Source organism: Alteromonas halophila (assembly GCF_014651815.1).
Lineage (GTDB): Bacteria > Pseudomonadota > Gammaproteobacteria > Enterobacterales > Alteromonadaceae > Alteromonas > Alteromonas halophila.
This window is the reverse complement of sequence record NZ_BMXP01000001.1, coordinates 685,180-704,332: the sequence shown is the minus strand read 5'-3', so window position 1 is coordinate 704,332 and position 19,153 is coordinate 685,180. Positions and strand designations below refer to the sequence as shown.

The 19,153-nt window shown below is 49.6% G+C and carries 17 protein-coding genes and 1 pseudogene; 1 reads left to right on the top strand and 17 read right to left on the bottom strand.

Features of this window, described 5'->3' with window-relative positions:
* Positions 1-2: 2 nt before the first annotated feature.
* From pheT to IE054_RS03210, 7 genes are all read right to left on the bottom strand, one after another.
* Positions 3-2,390, bottom strand: coding sequence for a phenylalanine--tRNA ligase subunit beta (gene pheT, locus IE054_RS03240; RefSeq protein WP_189403621.1), 2,388 nt, complete (start codon positions 2,388-2,390; stop codon positions 3-5).
* A 12-nt stretch (positions 2,391-2,402) separates the two neighbouring features.
* Positions 2,403-3,383 (bottom strand): phenylalanine--tRNA ligase subunit alpha, encoded by a 981-nt coding sequence (gene pheS, locus IE054_RS03235; protein ID WP_189403620.1) that lies wholly within the window; start codon positions 3,381-3,383, stop codon positions 2,403-2,405.
* A 173-nt stretch (positions 3,384-3,556) separates the two neighbouring features.
* Positions 3,557-4,111 carry an isochorismatase family protein gene (locus tag IE054_RS03230; protein ID WP_189403619.1) on the bottom strand — a complete coding sequence of 185 codons (555 nt, stop codon included), beginning with the start codon at positions 4,109-4,111 and terminating at the stop codon, positions 3,557-3,559.
* A gap of 2 nt (positions 4,112-4,113) precedes the next feature.
* Positions 4,114-4,644, bottom strand: coding sequence for a hypothetical protein (locus IE054_RS03225; RefSeq protein WP_189403618.1), 531 nt, complete (start codon positions 4,642-4,644; stop codon positions 4,114-4,116).
* A 100-nt stretch (positions 4,645-4,744) separates the two neighbouring features.
* Positions 4,745-7,876, bottom strand: coding sequence for an efflux RND transporter permease subunit (locus tag IE054_RS03220; protein WP_189403617.1), 3,132 nt, complete (start codon positions 7,874-7,876; stop codon positions 4,745-4,747).
* The gene (locus IE054_RS03215) at positions 7,876-9,135 is read right to left on the bottom strand and encodes an efflux RND transporter periplasmic adaptor subunit (protein WP_189403616.1); all 1,260 of its coding nucleotides are present in this window, start codon (positions 9,133-9,135) and stop codon (positions 7,876-7,878) included. Before IE054_RS03215 ends, IE054_RS03220 begins: the two co-directional genes overlap by 1 nt.
* A gap of 386 nt (positions 9,136-9,521) precedes the next feature.
* Complete coding sequence (locus IE054_RS03210; RefSeq protein WP_189403615.1) at positions 9,522-10,046, bottom strand: hypothetical protein; 525 nt, start codon at positions 10,044-10,046, stop codon at positions 9,522-9,524.
* Between the two features lie 252 nt (positions 10,047-10,298).
* Between IE054_RS03210 and IE054_RS03205 the strand changes: the two genes are divergently transcribed.
* Entirely contained in the window at positions 10,299-11,675 is a 1,377-nt protein-coding gene (locus IE054_RS03205; RefSeq protein WP_189403614.1) for an NAD-dependent succinate-semialdehyde dehydrogenase, read from the top strand.
* Positions 11,676-11,730: 55 nt separating this feature from the next.
* On the opposite strand, the gene IE054_RS03200 is transcribed toward IE054_RS03205, so the two are convergent.
* From IE054_RS03200 to IE054_RS03155, 10 genes and pseudogenes are all read right to left on the bottom strand, one after another.
* Positions 11,731-12,108 carry a DUF1801 domain-containing protein gene (locus tag IE054_RS03200; protein ID WP_189403613.1) on the bottom strand — a complete coding sequence of 126 codons (378 nt, stop codon included), beginning with the start codon at positions 12,106-12,108 and terminating at the stop codon, positions 11,731-11,733.
* A gap of 19 nt (positions 12,109-12,127) precedes the next feature.
* Entirely contained in the window at positions 12,128-12,577 is a 450-nt protein-coding gene (locus IE054_RS03195; protein WP_189403612.1) for a hypothetical protein, read from the bottom strand.
* Positions 12,578-12,641: 64 nt separating this feature from the next.
* Positions 12,642-14,156, bottom strand: a complete 1,515-nt coding sequence (locus IE054_RS03190) for a hypothetical protein (RefSeq protein WP_189403611.1) — start codon at positions 14,154-14,156, stop codon at positions 12,642-12,644.
* 757 nt (positions 14,157-14,913) lie between these two features.
* On the bottom strand, positions 14,914-15,303 hold the full coding sequence (locus IE054_RS03185) for a Rid family hydrolase (protein ID WP_189403610.1): 390 nt from the start codon (positions 15,301-15,303) through the stop codon (positions 14,914-14,916).
* Between the two features lie 136 nt (positions 15,304-15,439).
* Positions 15,440-16,108: a hypothetical protein gene (locus IE054_RS03180; RefSeq protein ID WP_189403609.1), complete on the bottom strand. Its 669-nt coding sequence runs from the start codon at positions 16,106-16,108 to the stop codon at positions 15,440-15,442.
* A gap of 576 nt (positions 16,109-16,684) precedes the next feature.
* Positions 16,685-16,948 carry a type II toxin-antitoxin system RelE family toxin gene (locus IE054_RS03175; protein WP_189403608.1) on the bottom strand — a complete coding sequence of 88 codons (264 nt, stop codon included), beginning with the start codon at positions 16,946-16,948 and terminating at the stop codon, positions 16,685-16,687.
* Positions 16,935-17,168, bottom strand: a complete 234-nt coding sequence (locus tag IE054_RS03170) for an RH3 domain-containing protein (RefSeq protein ID WP_189403607.1) — start codon at positions 17,166-17,168, stop codon at positions 16,935-16,937. Before IE054_RS03170 ends, IE054_RS03175 begins: the two co-directional genes overlap by 14 nt.
* 165 nt (positions 17,169-17,333) lie before the next feature.
* Positions 17,334-17,588: pseudogene (locus tag IE054_RS17930) on the bottom strand (DUF2442 domain-containing protein).
* Between the two features lie 64 nt (positions 17,589-17,652).
* Positions 17,653-17,802: a DUF4160 domain-containing protein gene (locus IE054_RS03160; RefSeq protein ID WP_189403606.1), complete on the bottom strand. Its 150-nt coding sequence runs from the start codon at positions 17,800-17,802 to the stop codon at positions 17,653-17,655.
* Positions 17,803-17,941: 139 nt separating this feature from the next.
* The gene (locus IE054_RS03155) at positions 17,942-18,934 is read right to left on the bottom strand and encodes a hypothetical protein (protein WP_189403605.1); all 993 of its coding nucleotides are present in this window, start codon (positions 18,932-18,934) and stop codon (positions 17,942-17,944) included.
* Positions 18,935-19,153 lie beyond the last annotated feature (219 nt).

The window sequence follows — 19,153 nt, the reverse complement described above, 5'->3', positions numbered from 1 at the left end:
GTTTACTCTCTTAACGCTGCCCCAAACTTATTTTTCAGTTCCCGAACTACGGTATCTACCGCTTGCTGGATCTCTGCTTCAGCCAGTGTTTTCTCGGGATCCTGCAGATGAAGTGACAATGCAAGGCTCTTGTAACCGGGTTCAATCCCCTTGCCTTTGTACACGTCGAACAAGTTTAGGCCAACTAGTTGATTTACGCCAATTTTTTTCGCATGCGAAAGTATATCTCCAACATGCACCGAATCTTCAACGATTATCGCAATATCGCGACGATTAGATGGGAAGCGTGAAACGGGCACTGCACTGGGCAAATGGCGCTCACTAATCGCATTGAGTTCCAGTTCGAAAACAAATGCACGGCCATTGATACCCAGCAGTTTGGCAAACTGCGGATGGACAGCGCCAACATAGCCGACCACCTTCTCATCGATTTTCACTTCAGCACTGATCCCCGGGTGTAACGCCTGATGGCTGGCAGCACTAAAGCTGACCTCTCCGGACTTGCCGGTCAGCGCCAGCAGCGCTTCGACATCGGCCTTGGCATCAAAGAAGTCCACCACGTCGTCGTTGCTGTCCCAGTGCTCAGCGACACGGCGTCCGGCCAGCACCCCGGCAATCACCGGTTGCTGATTCACGCCATTAGGCGCATCCGGCTCAGGCAAAAAACGCAGCCCTGTTTCAAACAGGCGAATACTGGCCTGCTGACGCTTCTGATTATAGGCCGCCGCACCTAGCAGCCCCGGCCACAGGCTCACCCGCATGACGGACATGTCCGAAGAAATAGGGTGCGGCAGTTCCATGCCTTTATGATCCGGAAACAGTGCATTTTGCACCTTGGGATCGACGAATGAATAGGTAATGGCCTCGTGGTAGCCACGGGATACAAGCAGTGAAGTAAACTGTGTAGTGGCCAGTTTACCTTCCTGTGCCGGCAACATATTCAGTGTCGCCGTGGGCGACACATTTGGAATATTGTTATAGCCGTACACGCGTGCCACCTCCTCGATGAGATCTTCTTCAATCGCAATATCAAACCGGTAACCCGGCGCCTGTGCCTGCCAGCCTGCTTCTGTCACCGACACGTTTAGCCCCAGCCGGTTGAGCATTTCTGTGACCTGCTCATCGTCAATATGCACGCCAAGCACCCGATCCAGACGTTCTCTGCGCAGCAAAATGCTGGCGCGCTCTGGCAATGAGGAGGTATCAACGGCTTCTTCAATGGGTCCGGCCTGACCGCCACAAATTGACAGAATAAGACCGGTGGCGCGCTCCATGGCCTTTTGCTGCAGTTCGGGATCAACGCCACGCTCATAGCGGTGTGACGCATCAGTATGCAGTCCGTACTGGCGTGCACGGCCCAATATCGCATCACGGCTGAAGAAAGCACTTTCCAGCAAAATGTCTCTGGTCTCGGTGTTCACACCGGAGTCGAGGCCACCAAAGATCCCGGCCATCGCCAGCGGCTTGCTGTCATCAGCAATGACCAGCGTATCGCTGTTAAGTTCAGCCACATTTTCATCCAGTAACGTCAGCGACTCTCCCTGTGTGGCCATACGTACCGTAATGCCACCGTCGATGGCATTAAAATTAAAGGCATGCATAGGCTGCCCCAGCTCCAGCAGCACAAAATTCGTCACATCAACGATAGGATCGATGCTGCGAATGCCACTGCGACGCAGTTTCTCTTTGAGCCACAGCGGCGATTCAGCGCTCACGTCGACCCCTTTGATCACCCTGCCCAGATAACGCGGGCAGGCGTCGGGGGCGTCCAGCCGAATGGAGATGCTATCGTCAATGGTCGGGGCTACGGCCTCAACCTCAGGTTCACAGACATCCAGATTGTTCAGCACGCCCACTTCACGGGCAATCCCGCGGACGCCCAGGCAGTCTGCACGATTCGGGGTTAAATCAATTTCTATGCTGCTGTCATTGAGATTCAGGTATTCCCGGATATCCAGGCCCACTGCTGCATCCTGCGGCAGCTCAATGATCCCGTCATGATCCTCGCTGATGCCCAGCTCCGAATAGCTGCACAGCATGCCCATCGACGGCTCGCCACGCAGCTTGGCCTTTTTAATTTTAAAGTCACCTGGTAACACTGCACCCACAGTGGCCACCGCCACTTTCAAACCCTGACGACAGTTTGGCGCGCCACAGACGATGTCCAGCAACTCATCACCGCCGACGTTCACTTTTGTCACCTGAAGCTTGTCAGCATTTGGATGCTGGCCACAACTGACGACGCGGCCTACAACAACGCCGGTAAATTCTGCGGCAACAGGTTCAACCCCGTCGACTTCCAGACCGGCCATGCTTAATTGCTCAGACAGTTCGTTTGTTGATAATGCAGGGTTGACCCACTCTCTTAGCCAATTTTCACTGATTTTCATAACTGCGTTGCCTTAACTAAACTGCTTGAGGAATCGAAGGTCATTTTCGAAAAATGCGCGGAGATCGGTGACGCCGTAGCGCAGCATGGTCAGACGCTCAACACCCATGCCAAACGCAAACCCAGTGTACTCTTCCGGATCAATATCCACGGCTTTAAGGACATTGGGGTGAACCATGCCGCAGCCTAATACTTCCAGCCATTCGCCGTTTTTCCCCATAACGTCCACTTCAGCGGAAGGCTCCGTAAACGGGAAATAAGACGGGCGGAAACGCACTTCCAGAGATTCTTCAAAGAAGTGATGCAGAAAATCGTGCAAAATGCCTTTAAGCTCGGTGAAACTGACATTTTTGTCTACCATCAGTCCTTCGACCTGATGAAACATCGGAGTATGGGTCTGATCGTAGTCGTTGCGGTATACCCGCCCTGGCGAAATGATCCGCAGCGGTGGTTGCTCGGCTTCCATGGTACGGATTTGAACGCCAGACGTCTGGGTGCGCAGCATCAGGTCCGGATTAAAATAAAACGTATCGTGATCGGCGCGGGCCGGGTGATTGGCCGGAATATTCAGCGCATCAAAATTGTGAAAGCCGTCTTCAACTTCAGGGCCGGTCTTTACCGCAAAGCCAAGTTCACCAAAGAACGACTCGATGCGTGAAATGGTGCGGCTGACCGGATGGACATTACCTGGCTGCAGGGTGCGTCCCGGCAGCGTCACATCAACGGCTTCTTCCGCCAGCTTGCGGTTCATCTCTTCCATGCGCAGGGCATCACCCTTTGCACCGATGGCCTGCTGAATGTGCTGCTTTGCCTGATTGATCTTTTGTCCGGCCAGCGGGCGCTCTTCCGCCGACAGCTTGCCCAGCCCTTTGAGCAGCTCAGTCAGTTTACCTTTCTTCCCCATAAACTCGACGCGGACAGCATCGAGGGTGGCAGCATCATCTGCCGCGTCAATTCGCCCCTTGGCCTCATCGACGATAGATTCAAGCTCCATAATGTCCCCAGTACGGCATTAATCATTTTTAAAGCGCTACATTGTACACAAGGGTTGTTCGGCAACGCCAGCCTGCGGAGCCACAATAGGTAAGAAAAAGTCACAAAAATCACATGCGTAAGAGGAAAGTAACAACAGAACACCGCTTTTCACAGTCGGCCGGTCCGACTTCGTCACTTTATCAGCGATAGAATTTCCCTGAACCGGCTGTGACGGGCATCGCCAAGGATCTCAAATAACGCCATCTCCAGCGTTCTGACACTGGTGCCCATTGATGCCATCCGGCGTATACCTGCTGCTTTGTCGGTTTCCTTGCGCGATGACACACAATCCTCCAGTACACTCACCTGCATCCCAGCCGCCAGCAGGCCCGCCACGCTCTGGTATACACACACGTGTGATTCAATGCCACACACCAGCATATGCTGACGGTTAATCTGACTCACTGCACTGGCCACTGACGGTGTAGCAAGCGCATTAAACGACGCTTTTTCATAACAGGGGGTATCTTCCAGAGCCTGCGCCACCGGCAAAATGGTTGCCCCAATCCGTGCGGGGCAATGTTCCACCCACAGTATCGGTATGTTGAGTATTCGAGCGGCTTTAATCAGACAAACAATGCGCTCGGTGACCGCTTCTGCGTCAGCGACCATGGACGCCAGCTTTCCCTGAACATCAACGACCATGAGCGCGCAATTTGCTTCGGTAAGTAAATAACGTGTCGGCATAATTACTGTTTAAATCTTTCTGTCGCTGGGGGTAATGTACATGCTTCCACACTGCGGGTTACCATGCCGCCAGTACTGATCCAGCACTCCTCATAGATGGAGCAATAACAAATTTCAGCGTTGACTAACACATTATCCAGCGCGGTAATGAGATCTTCGTTACGGGTTTCAAAGGCGACGATTTCCTGGGACGCCCGCACTACCCCACTGCTGATATGCGCCTGGGTATAGGATGCATTTGCAAACCCTGCGTCTGTGATAAGAGCACGCCAGGTCGGATAATAGTTGCTGCTGGTACCGATCCGCGCATATTTGATCAGCGCAGGCCCGGTACCCTGGTTGATAACCACATATTTCAGGTGACTGCCCAAATGCGACTGTGCGATCATAATGCTTGGCCAGACCGAGGCTCTGGCATAGCTTCTGTCGACATAGGCAGAATAAATGGATACCACCACCGCGACGACACTGGTGACTATCGCACTGAGCGCCACCAGCATTTCCGGGTTTCTATACCAGACCTGCTTTTCCATGAGTTAATCCGTGACTGGGTTAACTCATTTTTATAACCAATTCTACGCGTGCGTCAAGTGCCCCTCACTTTTCCTTAATCTCACTAGCTCAGAATCGCACCTAGTCTGTAGTAAAAGCGCTATCCTGATGGCGACGGTCTGTTACACCTAACGCGGTTTTCACATCATGCAGTGTCAGATAAAAACACGGTACAATTATCGACATAATGGCGGTCGCAAAAATAATCCCAAAGCCCAGTGAAATGGCCATGGGGATAAGCTGATAGGCCTGGCGCGACTGTTCCAGAATGATTGGCGTCAGCCCGCCAAAGGTGGTCATGGTGGTCAGTGCGATGGGTCTGAAGCGCCTGACACCGGCATCCAGAATGGCGTCATACACCGGCACACTTTGCGCTTTGCGGTTCGCGTAGTCGACCATAATAAGCGCCCCATTCACCACCACGCCAGACAAGGCCACCAGTCCCATCAGGCTAACGATGGACAGATCATAACCAAAGATAATATGCCCGGCCACAGCCCCTATGGCGCCAAAGGGAATGGCCAGCATCACAATAAAGGGCTGCGAGTAGCTGCGAAAGGCGATGGCTAGCAAGCTGTAAATAACAAACATGGCAACCGAAAAACCAATCCACAGTGATGAGGTAGACTCGCGCATTTCAGCCTGCGAACCGCGGAAAGTCCAGGTCAGGCCGGGAAATTCACTGGCCAGCTCCGGCAGCACCTGCCTGTTGATGGCATCAAGTACCTGGTTGACTGCACCTGCCGGCTCGACATCCATACCGACGGTGATCACCCGCCGGCCATCCCGCCTGTCCAGTGAGCTGTACGACTCGCCCTGTGAGAGACTAACGACATCGAGTAACGGCACTTCCTGCCCGTCGGGCGTCATCAGGATAAAGTTATCCAGAGTACTTTGCTGCTCACGCTCTGCGCGTGGCAGCTTGACCCGCACTTCCACTTCGTTGGTGCCGCGCAACTGGCGAAGTGCCACGGCGCCATAAAACGCATCACGGACCTGACGTCCCACATAATCAGGGGTTAGTCCTAATGCTTCGCCAGCCGGCAGCAGGGTAAAGTCAAACTGCATCTTTCCTGGGCGATAGCTGTCATTTACATCGCGGGTCTGGGAGAAGTCTTCCATCATTGAGACAAAACGCTGGCTGGCCGCCCCCAGCATTTCCAGATCGTTATGGCTTAGATCCACACTGATGTCATCGCGCCAGCCACCCGGACCGCGTTCAGCCTCAAAGGTGATCTGATTGATACCATCAATATCGCCAATCTGCTCGCGCCACAGTTCAATCACCTCAATGGCACTGGTGTCCCGTTCGTCCGGTGGCAACATCACAATTTCTACATCAATAAAGCTCTCGCCACGCACATTGGTTTTAATGCCTTCAGCCACCTCAAACAGGTTTTCCCGTTCAAACATCTCGTAAGTTGCGTTAGTAATCGCTTCAGCCACAGCCGCAGCTTTGGCATCGGTGGTCCCGACCGGCAGGCGCACCCCCGCTTCAATTTCATTGGCAGCTTCGCGTGGCATCATAATAATGCCAAGGTGATCACTGGTGGCAAACGCGCCGGTGATGGTAAGCATGCATAATGCACAAACCAGAGTCAGATAGCGGTGCTTAAGACAGCGCGTCAGAAAAGGCTTGTAGCGGCGCTGAATAAAATGCTCCAGGCCGTCGACGAATTTCGATTTTATACGGGAGATCAGACCGTCACGCTGTTGTTCAGGCTTACTGTGAGCCAGGTGCGCGGGCAGAATAAACAGTGCCTCTATCAGTGAAATCAGCAGCACTGTAATCACCACAGCGGGCAGCGGCCACCAAAAGAGCCCTGTGGTACCGGGCATAAACATCACCGGCAAGAACGCCACAATGGTAGTCAGGATGGTAAAGGTTACCGGCGCTGCAATGTCCTGCGCGCCTTTAATGGCGGCACTGAGTCCGTCCATACCCTGCTGTCGGTATTCGTAGATATTTTCACCCACCACAATGGCATCATCGACCACAATGCCCAGCACTACCAGAAACGCAAACATAGAAATCATGTTGATGCTGACACCGATCATGGGCAGGAACAGGAGCCCGCCAACAAACGAAATGGTCATACCCATCATGATCCAGAAGGCCAGCTTATATTCTAAAAACAACCCCAGAATAATGACGACAATCACAATGGCCATCCAGCCATTATCCAGTAACAGGAACAGCCGGTCGTTAAAGTCTTCCGCGCGGTTACTGTCGATTCGGTATTTCACGCCTTCAGGCAGTGAAGTATCAAGCTCAGTGAATATACGCTCGACCGTCTGAGCGATCTCCAGCGGCGACTGCTCCCCCACCCTGAAGATTTCAATTTCCACACTGGGCTGGCGGTTAAACAGCGAGTGAAAACCCGCCTCTTCAAACCCGTCATAAATAGTAGCGATATCACCTAAAGTAACAATGCCACCGGACTCACTGGTCACCACTGGGATTCGGGCATATTCCTCTGCCCACTGTTTACGCTCTTTGAGCCGCACCAGAATTTCGCCTTCGTTGGTTTTTATCTCACCGGCTGGAACATCCTGCGACGCCTGCTCTATCGTCGCCGCGACATCAGAAAGCGTAATACCGTACTGCCTGAGCATATTCTGGGAAATTTCAATATGGGTGACGTAACTGGGTACGCCACCAATTTCTACCTGCGATATGCTCGGTTCGCTGACCAGCCGGTCGCGGACCTGCTCGGCCAGCTTACGCAGTGTCCAGATGTCAACATCGCCATACAGACCAAGCTCCATGACATCACGCTGTCGGGCCTGCATGGTCACTTCCGGTTCTTCGGCATCGACCGGAAAGGTGCGAATCCGGTTCACGGCCTGATCAATGTCCTGAAAGGCTTTCATCCGGTCCAGCCCTGAGACCAGTTCCAGCGTAACGTTGCCACTGCCTTCCCGCGCTGTGGAGGTCATTTCCTTGATCCCCTGCACTCCGCGTACGGCCTCTTCTACCGGCTGCAGGATGCCTTTTTCCACTTCGGCTGGTGAGGCGCCCGGATACACCACGCTTACCTCGACTATACCCAGTTCAAATTCAGGGTAGACTTCCTTTTGCATAGTAAACGCTGTGATAATGCCGCCGCCAAGCAGCAGGATCATAAACAGGTTGGCGGCGATCGAATTACTCGCCATCCAGGCGATAGGACTGAAACCACTACGTTGCTGACTGTACTGTTGCTTTCCCATTAGCGCGCCACCTTCGCCGTTGCCGGCGCGTGAGGCCGGTTTTCAGATGATGAGGTACTAACGGTTTCTTCTTTTATCTGAACAGCGGTGCCATCAGTGACTGTCGCCAGGTTAGTGGTGATAATCTGATCGCCACTATTCAGGCCTTTGTTCACATAAGCATACTGCTCATCACGGTATGCTACCGAGACCTCTTTGACTGCAAGCGTCTGTTCATCGGCCACCCAGACGGTGTTGTTCTTGCGCAAATAATTAATCGGGACCCGCACAACGTTGGTCAGTGTGCGAGCCGGTAGTGAAACCTCCACGTAGCTGCCCGCCAGTAACGGTGCCTGACCAGCAGATGTTGCTGAATCGCGCGAACCAGCGGTAATACCCAGGGGATCATTCACCTCAACCAGCACAGTTGCCATTCGTGTTTGCGGGTCAAGCGCAGCAATCACCTCTCTGACTATGCCTTTTCGGACAGCCCCCTGCGGCCAGGCTGTTTTATTAAAGATGGTGGCCTCTGCCCCATGATCACTGATGCGATCGCCCTCTGCCGATTCCAGCCACTGTAACTGGCTTAACGGCAGTGCTACTTCCACCCAGTAGCGGGCAGTACCGACTACTGTTGCGATAATATCTGACGATGAAAGCTGCGAGCCGAGGTTGACATCCTGACTCATCACCTGGCCATCAAACGGCATGCGAATAGTGGTTCGCTCGAGGGCCAGTTCAGCTTCACGGACGGCGACTTTAGCAGTTTGCAGGTCAGCCTCGACCTGCTGTAACTGCGGCTTGCGTAATATCAATGAACGGTTCATGGGCGCGACATCACGCTTAAGCGCTGCAAAATCATCGCGCGCCACCTCCTGCTCACCCATCTCGATATCATAACGGGACTGTGCGCGGGCAAGCTCTGCCTTCGCGCGCTGAAGCGCCAGCTGGTAGTCTTCACTGTCAAGCTTCACCAGCCACTGCCCTTTTTGTATCAGACTGCCTGGCACGAATTTGTCAGACACCGCCTCAACCGTGCCTGTTACCCTTGGACGCAACGATACCTGTCTGGCCGGTACCACCTGCCCCATGGCTTTGACGACCGGCGCATACTGACTAACACTGGCAGACACCACCGATACCGGCATGGCATTACGTTTCGTGGCACCGTCTTTCTGGGCAACGGGCTCACTGGAGTAGATGAGAGTAACCGCTATTACGGTTAACGCAATAGCAATAAGACCAATAATAAATGGCGCGAATTTCAGAGATCTAGACATACCAGGGGAATCTGTCGAACCTTGTTAACTTGCTACGGGACGTCAGCAAAATCAGACTACCGCAACCGGGATTCTTGAACCGGCAGATAGGGGAACTGTGGCGCCTACCTATTCTGGCGTCAGGCCGTCAGAGTCTTTGTTGCTGGGCACCACAGGCCGACACATCAAAAAACGTCTGCTGCTTCAGACATGCGCAAGCGTCAGTATCTGCTTTTCTTAAAATAACGTAATGCATTTTTGCCGGATGACGGCGCGTGAAATACGTGCAGGCAAGAAATAGCATTGTCGTCGTTTGACAGGCAATGCCGTATATCCGGGCAACACCTTCGGTTACCCGGACACAGGCTACTATTGACGCCACGAAGACGACCAGACTAGCTGACTACCTATAAATTAACACACTCGTCAGCATCGCTGTCATACCAGCTTTTACCGCCTGAGGCGTCGCACTGAGATTCAGTGACACTGCTGGCCGTTTTGTCATCCTCGTTACACCCGGCTTTCTCAAAACAAGCTCCGAAGGTAGCGTACTCTTTGGCTTTGTCAGCAATCGCCTGTTTCCCCTCTTCGTACATTTCCTTACTTTTTTCTTTAATGGCTTCGCCTTTCTCTTTCATGGCATCGCCCATTTCATCGGCTTTGTCACTGGCGTCATCGGCCCATTCTTCGCTGGTTTCTTTCGCATCATCGGCCCACTTTTCGCCAGCTTCCTTCGCATCAGACATTGCATCTTCAGCATCATCAGCCATATCCTCGCCAGCCTCTTTGGCATCATCCATGGCACCTTTGGTTTTCTCAGCCATCTCTTTGCTGGCCTCCTCCGCTTTTTCCTTATCTGCTTCGCTGCAGGCAGTAAGTGAAAAAGCCACGCCAATACACAGTAAAAAGGGAATTATTTTTGTAGTACGCATAGTCCTTGTCCTAAAAAATTAAACGCAAATATAGTGTAGTGGGTTGTCTGGCGAACTGCCGTATTTATTTTACAGGCAATGAAATTTTCACCTTTGACTCTGAAATAACTACTTCCTGATGCTTTTTCTGAATCTGACCTCAGCAACATAAAATTCACTAAATAATTGTTTTAATTAAAAATATCATGAATCACTTGTTCTGGCTTTGTAATTGCAGCGTCTCTCATATCTTTTCTATTATGGAGGCACTGTATGTCTGATTCTGTTGAAACAATTAACCCCGCTACCGAGAAAACACTGCAAACCTACCGTTTGCTAGATGAAAACCAGGCACAACAAGCCGTAGACGACGCGCACCAGGCGTTCACATCCTGGCGTAAAACGTCATTAAAAGAACGCAGCGCACTGCTTCACAAGCTGGCCGATACCATTGAATCGCGTGCAGACGATATTGTTGAACTGATGATTGATGAAATGGGCAAAATTAAAGCGCAGGGTCATCAGGAAGTTGAACTTTGCGCGGCAATCTGTCGGTACACGGCGGACAACGGACCTGAACAGCTGGAAGATGAGAAACGCCCTTATGACGGAGGAAACGCTATCGTTTCCTATCAGCCAATTGGTGTGATCCTGGGTATTCAGCCCTGGAACTTCCCGCTCTATCAGGTGATCCGCTACAGCGTACCAAACATTATGGCCGGCAATACCACGGTACTAAAGCACGCTGACAATGTGTTTGGCATGGCGAAGCTTATTCAGGAGCTGTTTGAGCAGGCCGGGTTCCCAAAAAATGTATATCAGTCACTGATGATTAGCGGCAAGACCGCCAGCAGCCTGATTCAGCACGACAACGTTCGCGGTGTTACCTTTACCGGATCGGATGCCGTGGGTAAAAAAGTTGCAGAAAACGCTGGCAGTCAGTCTAAGAAAACCGTGCTGGAACTGGGCAGTAATGATGCCTTTGTGGTGCTGGAAGATGCCGATCTGGACACAGCTGTTGAAGCCTGTGTGCAGGGCCGGGTTATTAACAACGGCGAAACCTGTGTATCGGCCAAGCGCTTTATTGTGCCCGATGCCATCTATGATAAGTTCGTCGGTGCTTTCCGCGAGGCATTTGAAGGCCTGACGCTTGGCGACCCTCGCTCCGATGACACCGACATCGGGCCGATGGCGCGCAAAGATCTTATGGACAAACTGCATGATCAGGTTACTGAATCCATCGACAAAGGTGCACTATGCACACTGGGTGGCGAACCGGCATCTGGCCCTGGTTACTATTACCCGGGCACCATCCTTGAAAACGTCACGCCGGGTATGCCCGCCTACGATGATGAGCTGTTCGGACCGGTTGCTTCGATCATCCGCGCCAAAGACGATGAAGATGCGATGCGCATTGCCAATGATTCGCGCTATGGCCTGGGTGGTGGTATTTTCTCATCCAATGAAGAGCGCGCCATTGAATTAGCCCGCACCGAGTTTGATACCGGCATGGTCAACATTAATGGTTACTCGCTGGCCCAGCCCAACCTGCCCTTTGGTGGTGTGAAAGAAAGTGGCTATGGCCGGGAACACGGTGGTTTTGGTATTCGTGAGTTTGTGAATATTAAAACGATTTTTGTGGCGGAATAAGCCGAAGGCCACACCTGACGGCAATGTCAGGTGTGGTGTACTCCTGTAAGCGTCATTAACAGCCTACATCTTTTCCTTCTTTTACCCTTGCTGTGGCCCGCGCGATAAATGCTTCAATTTGCGTGGCGGCAATATCTGTGCGTTTAGTAAACCGGATACACCCTTTACCTGTTTTCAGGCCGGCAAGCAGCGCGCCCTGCGGATCGACTTTCTCCGTATTGCCACAGTAAAGACTGACATAGCCTTTTTGAGCATTTAAGTGAAAAAGCCCTTTTTGATGAAGGGTATAACACAGCATTTTATAGTTAATAGACTCATCGATAGCCGAGTCCTGATGCAGGATAAGCTGCCTTAACAGCAGTAACTTTTCTTTTCGCCAGTCACCATCCAGCGCCTTAATATAGTCAGCAGGGGTGCTCACATCATATTGCATTATTCAGCTCCTCTCATTCCTACGCTAACTGGATAAGTTCTAACGAAAAGCCAATTAATGCTAGTACCAACCCAACGCCCCCAACAGAATTGCCACGGCCAAGCACAACGCCCAGCCGTACAAGTAGTTTACTGATGGTGAATATGATTAGCACTATCGCAGTAATCGCGCTAAAAAACAGATTTGAAATAAGAAGCATCGACGTGTTCCAGGCAGATAAAACGAACACTGCAACTATCCAGATAACGATAAAGCAGCCAAGCCATGCGAGTTTATTTTTCATAAACTTAGGTTTGGTTTCTTCAAACGTAGCTTTTAGAAATTCGGATACCTTAGGAAAGTACAGTTCAACTGAAACCAACACTAAGCCTATCAGCTCTATAATTATTGCCGTCCATTGAAAAAGGCTATTAAATTCGATGGTAATCGCTCCGCTGATGTGCCCGGTTGCTGAGGGCTGCCCCCCCATTGCCAACAATGCTTATCGTTTGGCCTGAAAACAGGGTTCAGTTGCTTCAGCAAGCGTTAGAGAATTAGTTACATGCCGAGCGGATCTGAACAAGAGCCCATGCTCTGTCCGTTGCCGGCGGCCTGGGTCTGGTATTAATTTTTCTTACCACTTTGTAATACTCTTCAAAGTCCGATGCAAACAACTGTTTTTCTTTTTCTGTAAGCACGCTTTGCGCTTCTTTTTCAAAACACAAACAAAATCGTTTACCCGCACTACTGGCGTCCATACATGCTCCATATAACGACGGTGGCGGTTTGTTACTTTCTTCTGCGGCATTCTTAAGCACAATGCCCGCCTCCTGCAGTGATGGCATACCAGACGCGGCCCGGTAATAATTCTCTCTTAACTGAAAAACGGCTGTCGTTTCACAGCCGCCCGAGGCAGCGATAAAGCGCGTCAGCTGAGCAATAGGCTCATTGCTTGCTATCTCCTGCATTATGCCAAGTACACTGCCCCCACGTGACAGCGAGGTATTTGCCTGACTTTGCAGGCTACTTTTTCTTTTTCGCATAGCATTGGATACATCGTCCGCGTACGCATCGTAAAATTTAAGGTACCTGGGCGCAATCAATGCACTTCGTTCAACAGGTGCGTCGCGGTAGCCGTCAGCATAAACATTTTGCGATACATACCCTCGTTTTCGGGCATCATCCGGAAGGTAACGCTGGCAACTGTCTGAGTAAGCCCATTGCAGCGCAGAAAAGTATATTTTAAAAAGTGTACCTGGTGCACTTGAAAAGTCGCCTTCAAACACATCTCTTACCGAGCCACTGAACTGCAAGCGGTCCCAGAACTCCTGGTCTTTAACGACCTGCTGCCCGCTCTTTGTTTCAGCTGCCGCTGGCGCCTGCACCCGCTCTGCCGCATGCTGAAGTCTTAAACCTGCAATGGTGTCGGGTAATTGCCGCCGCTTAATATCCTGTGTACCGCGTGCAAAGCGTGACTGCGGCAGCCCCGTGTTGCCCCGAGCTTCGTAGGCCGGCCGCATTGGCGCCCCCTCGCCTTGTCGTTCAAAATTCAGCACAGTAACCCACGACTCAGGCGCATCGCGATCGGGGTTGTCTGATGTCGTTCTGACCGGCGTTCCCGAATAATACTGACCTTTCGCGTACACCAGTATTCTTAGATAATGTTTATTTCGGCGGTCGGGAAATTTTTTATCAACCTCGCCGATAATGTGCTGGTTGACCAGAGCAATCTCTTTTTCAGCGTATCGCTTTCCGCTTACTGGGTTACCTCTGTAGTCTTTTATTGTTGTGGGCTCGAAGTGCACCAGTGTGCCATCGGGTTCGGCCTGACGGATCGCGACCACTCTGAAAGTGACACCTTTCGCACTGCCGCCCCGCTCGCCTGGCGATGTATACTGTTCAGTCAAATACACGCCATAGTAGGCATTATTCCCGTCAGTATAGATTAGTTCGCCAGCCGGCAGATTTCGCGCAAGCAGTGGGTTTGCCATTGCCAGGCTGTGAGGGATACATAAAAACAGCGTCACCAGAATTAGCGACATTAAACGAATAATGGCAGGCGGTTTCATAATTGAGTGGCACTCCGTTGCGAGCCCTGAAGAAATACATCACGCCATGCCATTCACTAAATCGCGATGGTTTTTTTGGTGATGTGCGTTCACGTTACATAATCATAGACGGACATTCCGCCTGCATGAAGTTTTTTTCCGGGGCGTGATAACGGTATGCTGATGTATATCGCACAGCGCTCGGCGAACAGGCCTGCGTCAAAGCAAAGACTGATTATGTGTCACGCTTCGACATCTTTTGTCTTGCTTTTGGGGCACAGGCAGAGGACTGCAATCGAAAAGCGGCCTTTACTTTCTCTTTAGAGCGCCAAGATGCTCTACATAGTTTGCTAGCTGACACGCTCACTTAGTTAAATTTTTAAACCTGCGAGGCATTAAAGCGTAAATTACCGCGCTGATTACAATTACTAAGAGTGAATGAAACAAGAGTCCCATCGAATTTAAAGGGTCGGATTCGCACTGTGTTTTTAGTACAGAGCAAAAAACATAATTTACAACGAATGAAGACGCTATCCCTAAACCTGCGATTATCAAGTAGCTGAATAAAGCGTTTGGCCTCAAAGATAACACGATTAGAAAAATAGCAATTACTGGGATTCCAGTGATCAGGATAATTTGAATAATTCCTCCTTCACGAGTTTTGGCAGCTAAATTTAAACTAACGGGCAACAAGGTAGCGACACATCAGCAACGCGTCGCTGCGTATCTGTCCCCGTGACTTAAGGTGGCGTGCTAAGTGCGTTGTTGGCTGCCTTTTCTACAAATGAGCGATGCATTTAATTTCAATTTTAAGTTCCGGCTGAACAAGGGCGGCTACCTGAACCACTGTTTGACTTACTTCGGGCTTGCCTCCGTATGCAGATTCTCTCTGGCTGTAAACTGTTTCTACATTCTCCATCAGTTCGTTCATGTCTGTAACAAAAAACGTTTCATCGACAATATTTCCCATATCCGCCCCGAACTGAGATAAAACATGCTTCAAATTTGAGTAAGCAACAGCTGTCTGCTCTTCAAGAGAAGCGGGGACATTTCCGCTATCAGTTATCCCCACCTGTCCCGCCATATAAAGTACGTTTCCAACTTGCGTACCTTGTGCAATAAAGTCTTTGAAGGGACCACTTCGATAGGTTTTTTTCCTAATCGTCATTGTTGAAGCTTCCTTTAAGGATGCGAATAACTGATAGCTAAAAGGCAAAGTTACAGGGCTATAGTCACGAAGTGGAGCCGTGTTTTTGCCCAGAGACCCGTGCGGCGAGTTGCACCTTTAGCGCTTTGTCATTCGTTCAAGTACTAGGGAAGATGCGAATAAGTCTATCATCACTCAGCGAGTCCTGAAGTGCGTAGTCGCAAGGCAGGTTTCGCAAGCAATGGCAATCGCCCTTGGTAAGAAAGCTAACGCAGCGAATGCGTGCTTCAGGGCCCGCCCTTCGGGGCTTACAGCCAAGCACCTGCTCTGGTCTTTTTTGACTTAACCCGTTAGGCCTGCAAAAGACCGCCTTGACCAGGCACCTGGCTGTAAGCCTGAGTGGCGATAGACTTATTCGCATCTTCCCTAGTAACCATAACAAAGGTAAAACTACAATTTCCAGAAAAATGCCAACAGAGCCAAGGTCTCCGTAAACAAGAGTTTGTTTGAAAAACCGGAGAAGCCCAGCGGGATCTAATGGCATATAATTTATATTACCCTGAATTAGCATTGAACCTAAAATAACTACCGAAATACTTATCCACCTTTTTTGAAATTCGTAACAATGAACCAGATAAGCAGGAATCAATGCTGCTATGCCAATCCCAACGAAATTTTGCGCAACATGGTAAAAATGAAAGTGTTCAGTTGGTTGGTACCACCAAAAAATATTACCAGCGGCAGCGATTCCTATTGCAGTTACAGTCAATGCGTAATAACTAAGGGAAATACACATACTTAACAATAATAGCTTCAGATAATTCATGCAGATCCTCCTTGAACGAACAACACCCCAGGACGGGACAATTACATATGGGCCAGAGAGTAAGGAACGAAGTGACGGGAGCCTACTTGTTAGTGTCCCGCTGACTAGCTTTGTTGTGCGGCGATCTAGCTTTGGGTGTATTAGTACTCGAACGATACCACTGCAGCGCACAGGCCGCCAATCACAAAGAAGAGAAGCGCGGACGATATTGTACCGAAGCTCATGAGCCAAGCCATGTCCCTTGCTCCGTTCCATGTCATTGAGATGATGGGGCCGTCAGGGTCGCCAGGAATGGTTTTTGGGGCCGAGAAAAAAGCTGGAAATCCAAAGCAAAATGGTGAGAAAAGCAGACAGGTAGCCAATAAACCCTATGGCTCTTGCCGTCAATAATAAAGTGGATAAATTTTCAGTTCTGACTTTTGAATAAGGGTAGAGTTTCATAAAAGTCCTTTTTAATTAAGCTCATTACGAGCGAGCCGCATAACTTAAAGGTAACGGGCGCAGGCGCGAGACCATAATCGCGAAGCGAGCCCACGTTTGCGTCCCAGCGAACGTAGTGAGTCTCCTGCTTAGTTGTTAGGTACGTTTATAAACATTAGAGCGGTGCCCGACTTTTATCACCTGTACTACAAGTTCGGTTTCTCGGACTTCATATATTATTCTATAAAGGCCTTGCCGGATACGATACAAGTCAAGTCCATTTAGCTTAATTGCTCCATCTCTTCGCGGATTTTCAGCTAATAAGTCAATTTTGGCGAGGATCTTTTTAACGTCCGGCTTGGGAATTAGCCTAAAATCTTTTGTTACTGATTTCTTGAAAGTGACGCTATATTTTCCCATCAGCTTCCAAACTGTTCAGCAAGTCCTCATAGGAAATTTCGGGTTCTTTGACCCTTTGCCTTACCGCAGCCAAATCTTCTTGATCTTCTTTCATAAGAAGTCTCACAGCCTCATCAATCAGTTCTGATATTGAGGTATCTGATGATGCTGCCCGCAGTTTCAAAGCATTATGAATCGCTGGTTCGAAGTAGACGGTTGATCGTTTTGATAAAGTACTCATAAATAAGTCCCCTCTTAGGTAACATCAAAACATTATAGCGTTAAAGTGTCAGCTGGGCTAATTTTACTCAAAAGTACCTAACTTCCAAATATGGAGAAAAAGTACAGCGCTATAATCGCGAAGCACCGCCGCGTTACTTTCCCGGTGAACGTGTTAAGCGCTTTATTATCTTCTTCCTTGGTTGCCCAATAAAAGTCCATTTACACTTAAAGCTTCGTCGAGTTGAGGCCAGTGAATGCCCTCCCCATCTCCAAGTATTTCCCAATCTTGGAGTTAACTAGCTGTCGCAGATGACAGCGTTGGAAACCAAACCAAAGGAATTGATAGAGTGCGTCCGTCGATAAGGCCGACAATAAGTGAATCAGTATCGAAACTTACTGAATGAGCACGAGGATGATGCGCAACTGCTAAAGTAGCCATTCCAAGCCCCCAAAAAACGTGTCTTTATTTTCGACCACCAATTGCTCAAGTTTTCTAAACTCTTTTAGTGGAAACCGAGTAGAGCTGCGAGTACAACTGGAGTTAACCAGAATTTGGCGAGCATCTTCTCGCGCTGAATATGTATGTGGACGGGTTCATCGTTTTCGTTACTATAGAAGAAACGATAAGGCCCTAACCTTAATACTGTTGGCATGGTTGAAGATTATCCTAGAAGAACGAGGATGCCAATCGGAAGGTAACTTTAGGCTTTGGGGCGCAGGCACGGGGCTATAGTCGCGAAGCGGCCCCGTGTATGCGTCCCAGCGAACGCAGTGAGCGAGTTAAGCGTTTTGTTATGCCGCGTTTTTTGCATGTTTAATGTTATTGATAAAAGTTTCTGGTGAGTTTACACCCAAATATACTTCTGTTTTTCCACTTATAGGTGAACAGAGGTTTATAGCGACATTCGGAACACCAGAGTAGTTGAATCGTTTGACGTTACGTGAGCGTTTCACAAACAAATTGTTTGGGCGTATTTCTGATACGTTGTCCAGAGGGATTGTGAAAGGCGCATAAAGTCCGTAACGAATAATTAAGTTATTCTCATGAATTGATATGGGACGCTTACCAACAGCTTTGTATTCCGCAAAGAAAAATATGAGCCCGAACAACGTAAGTCCCGTTGTTATATTTGCAGCGGTGCTTGACCACAAAAAATGAAGGAGTAAGTGGACAAGCGGGATTTCGATAATAATAAGGAGCATAAAGCCAAATAGGTTACTTTGAGCGCCATCCTTTGTATCGTAGTAAAAATGCTGATTGCCACGATAAGCGCTACTTGTTATTTGGGATGCAAAAAGTGCAAAGCTCCAGACGCGACCTTCTAGTGACAGAATTGAGCTGAACAACGAAGGGCCAAATATTTTTTCGATAGGATTAGATACCGCTAAATCTGGATCTTCTTTGTTTGCAAGCGAAGCGCGAACGGCTAAACATACCGTAACTAATGCTGAAAGTTCCAAAACAAGAATGATACCTAAGACAAAATAACGACCACTTTCGAGAAAATTGAAAACAACTTTGTTTTGTTCGGGAATTATAAGGCTCCCTATGAACACGGAGGTACAACATAAAATGGCTGCTTTCAAAAAAGCTTGTTGTTTATCTGACTCGCAAAGAAAGCACAAAATTGGAAGTGCCAAGAGTGCGTCGAGCATAAACAGCCACTCATGTTTAGCGTTTCCATAATCGTTGAGCGCGTTCGACGACGCATAAAAATACCACCACCAAATCGATATGATGGTTAAAAACGCTAGTGGGATTTTGCTTTTAATACTCGGCTTCATAACATCCTTTGAGCGGCATAACAGTCCTTATATATCCCACAATGGGGCAAAATAACGCCCCAAAAATGGGGTAGTATTACTTTTACCTTACCCTCTTCATTTACTAACGTACAGTTTTGGCAGGGTTTTCCGCGCGCCAGGAAAAATGTAAGTACACCGATGTAGTGAACTATTTGGCTATATCCTGCAGTTAAAGCAATACACTGTCATCTTTCTTTG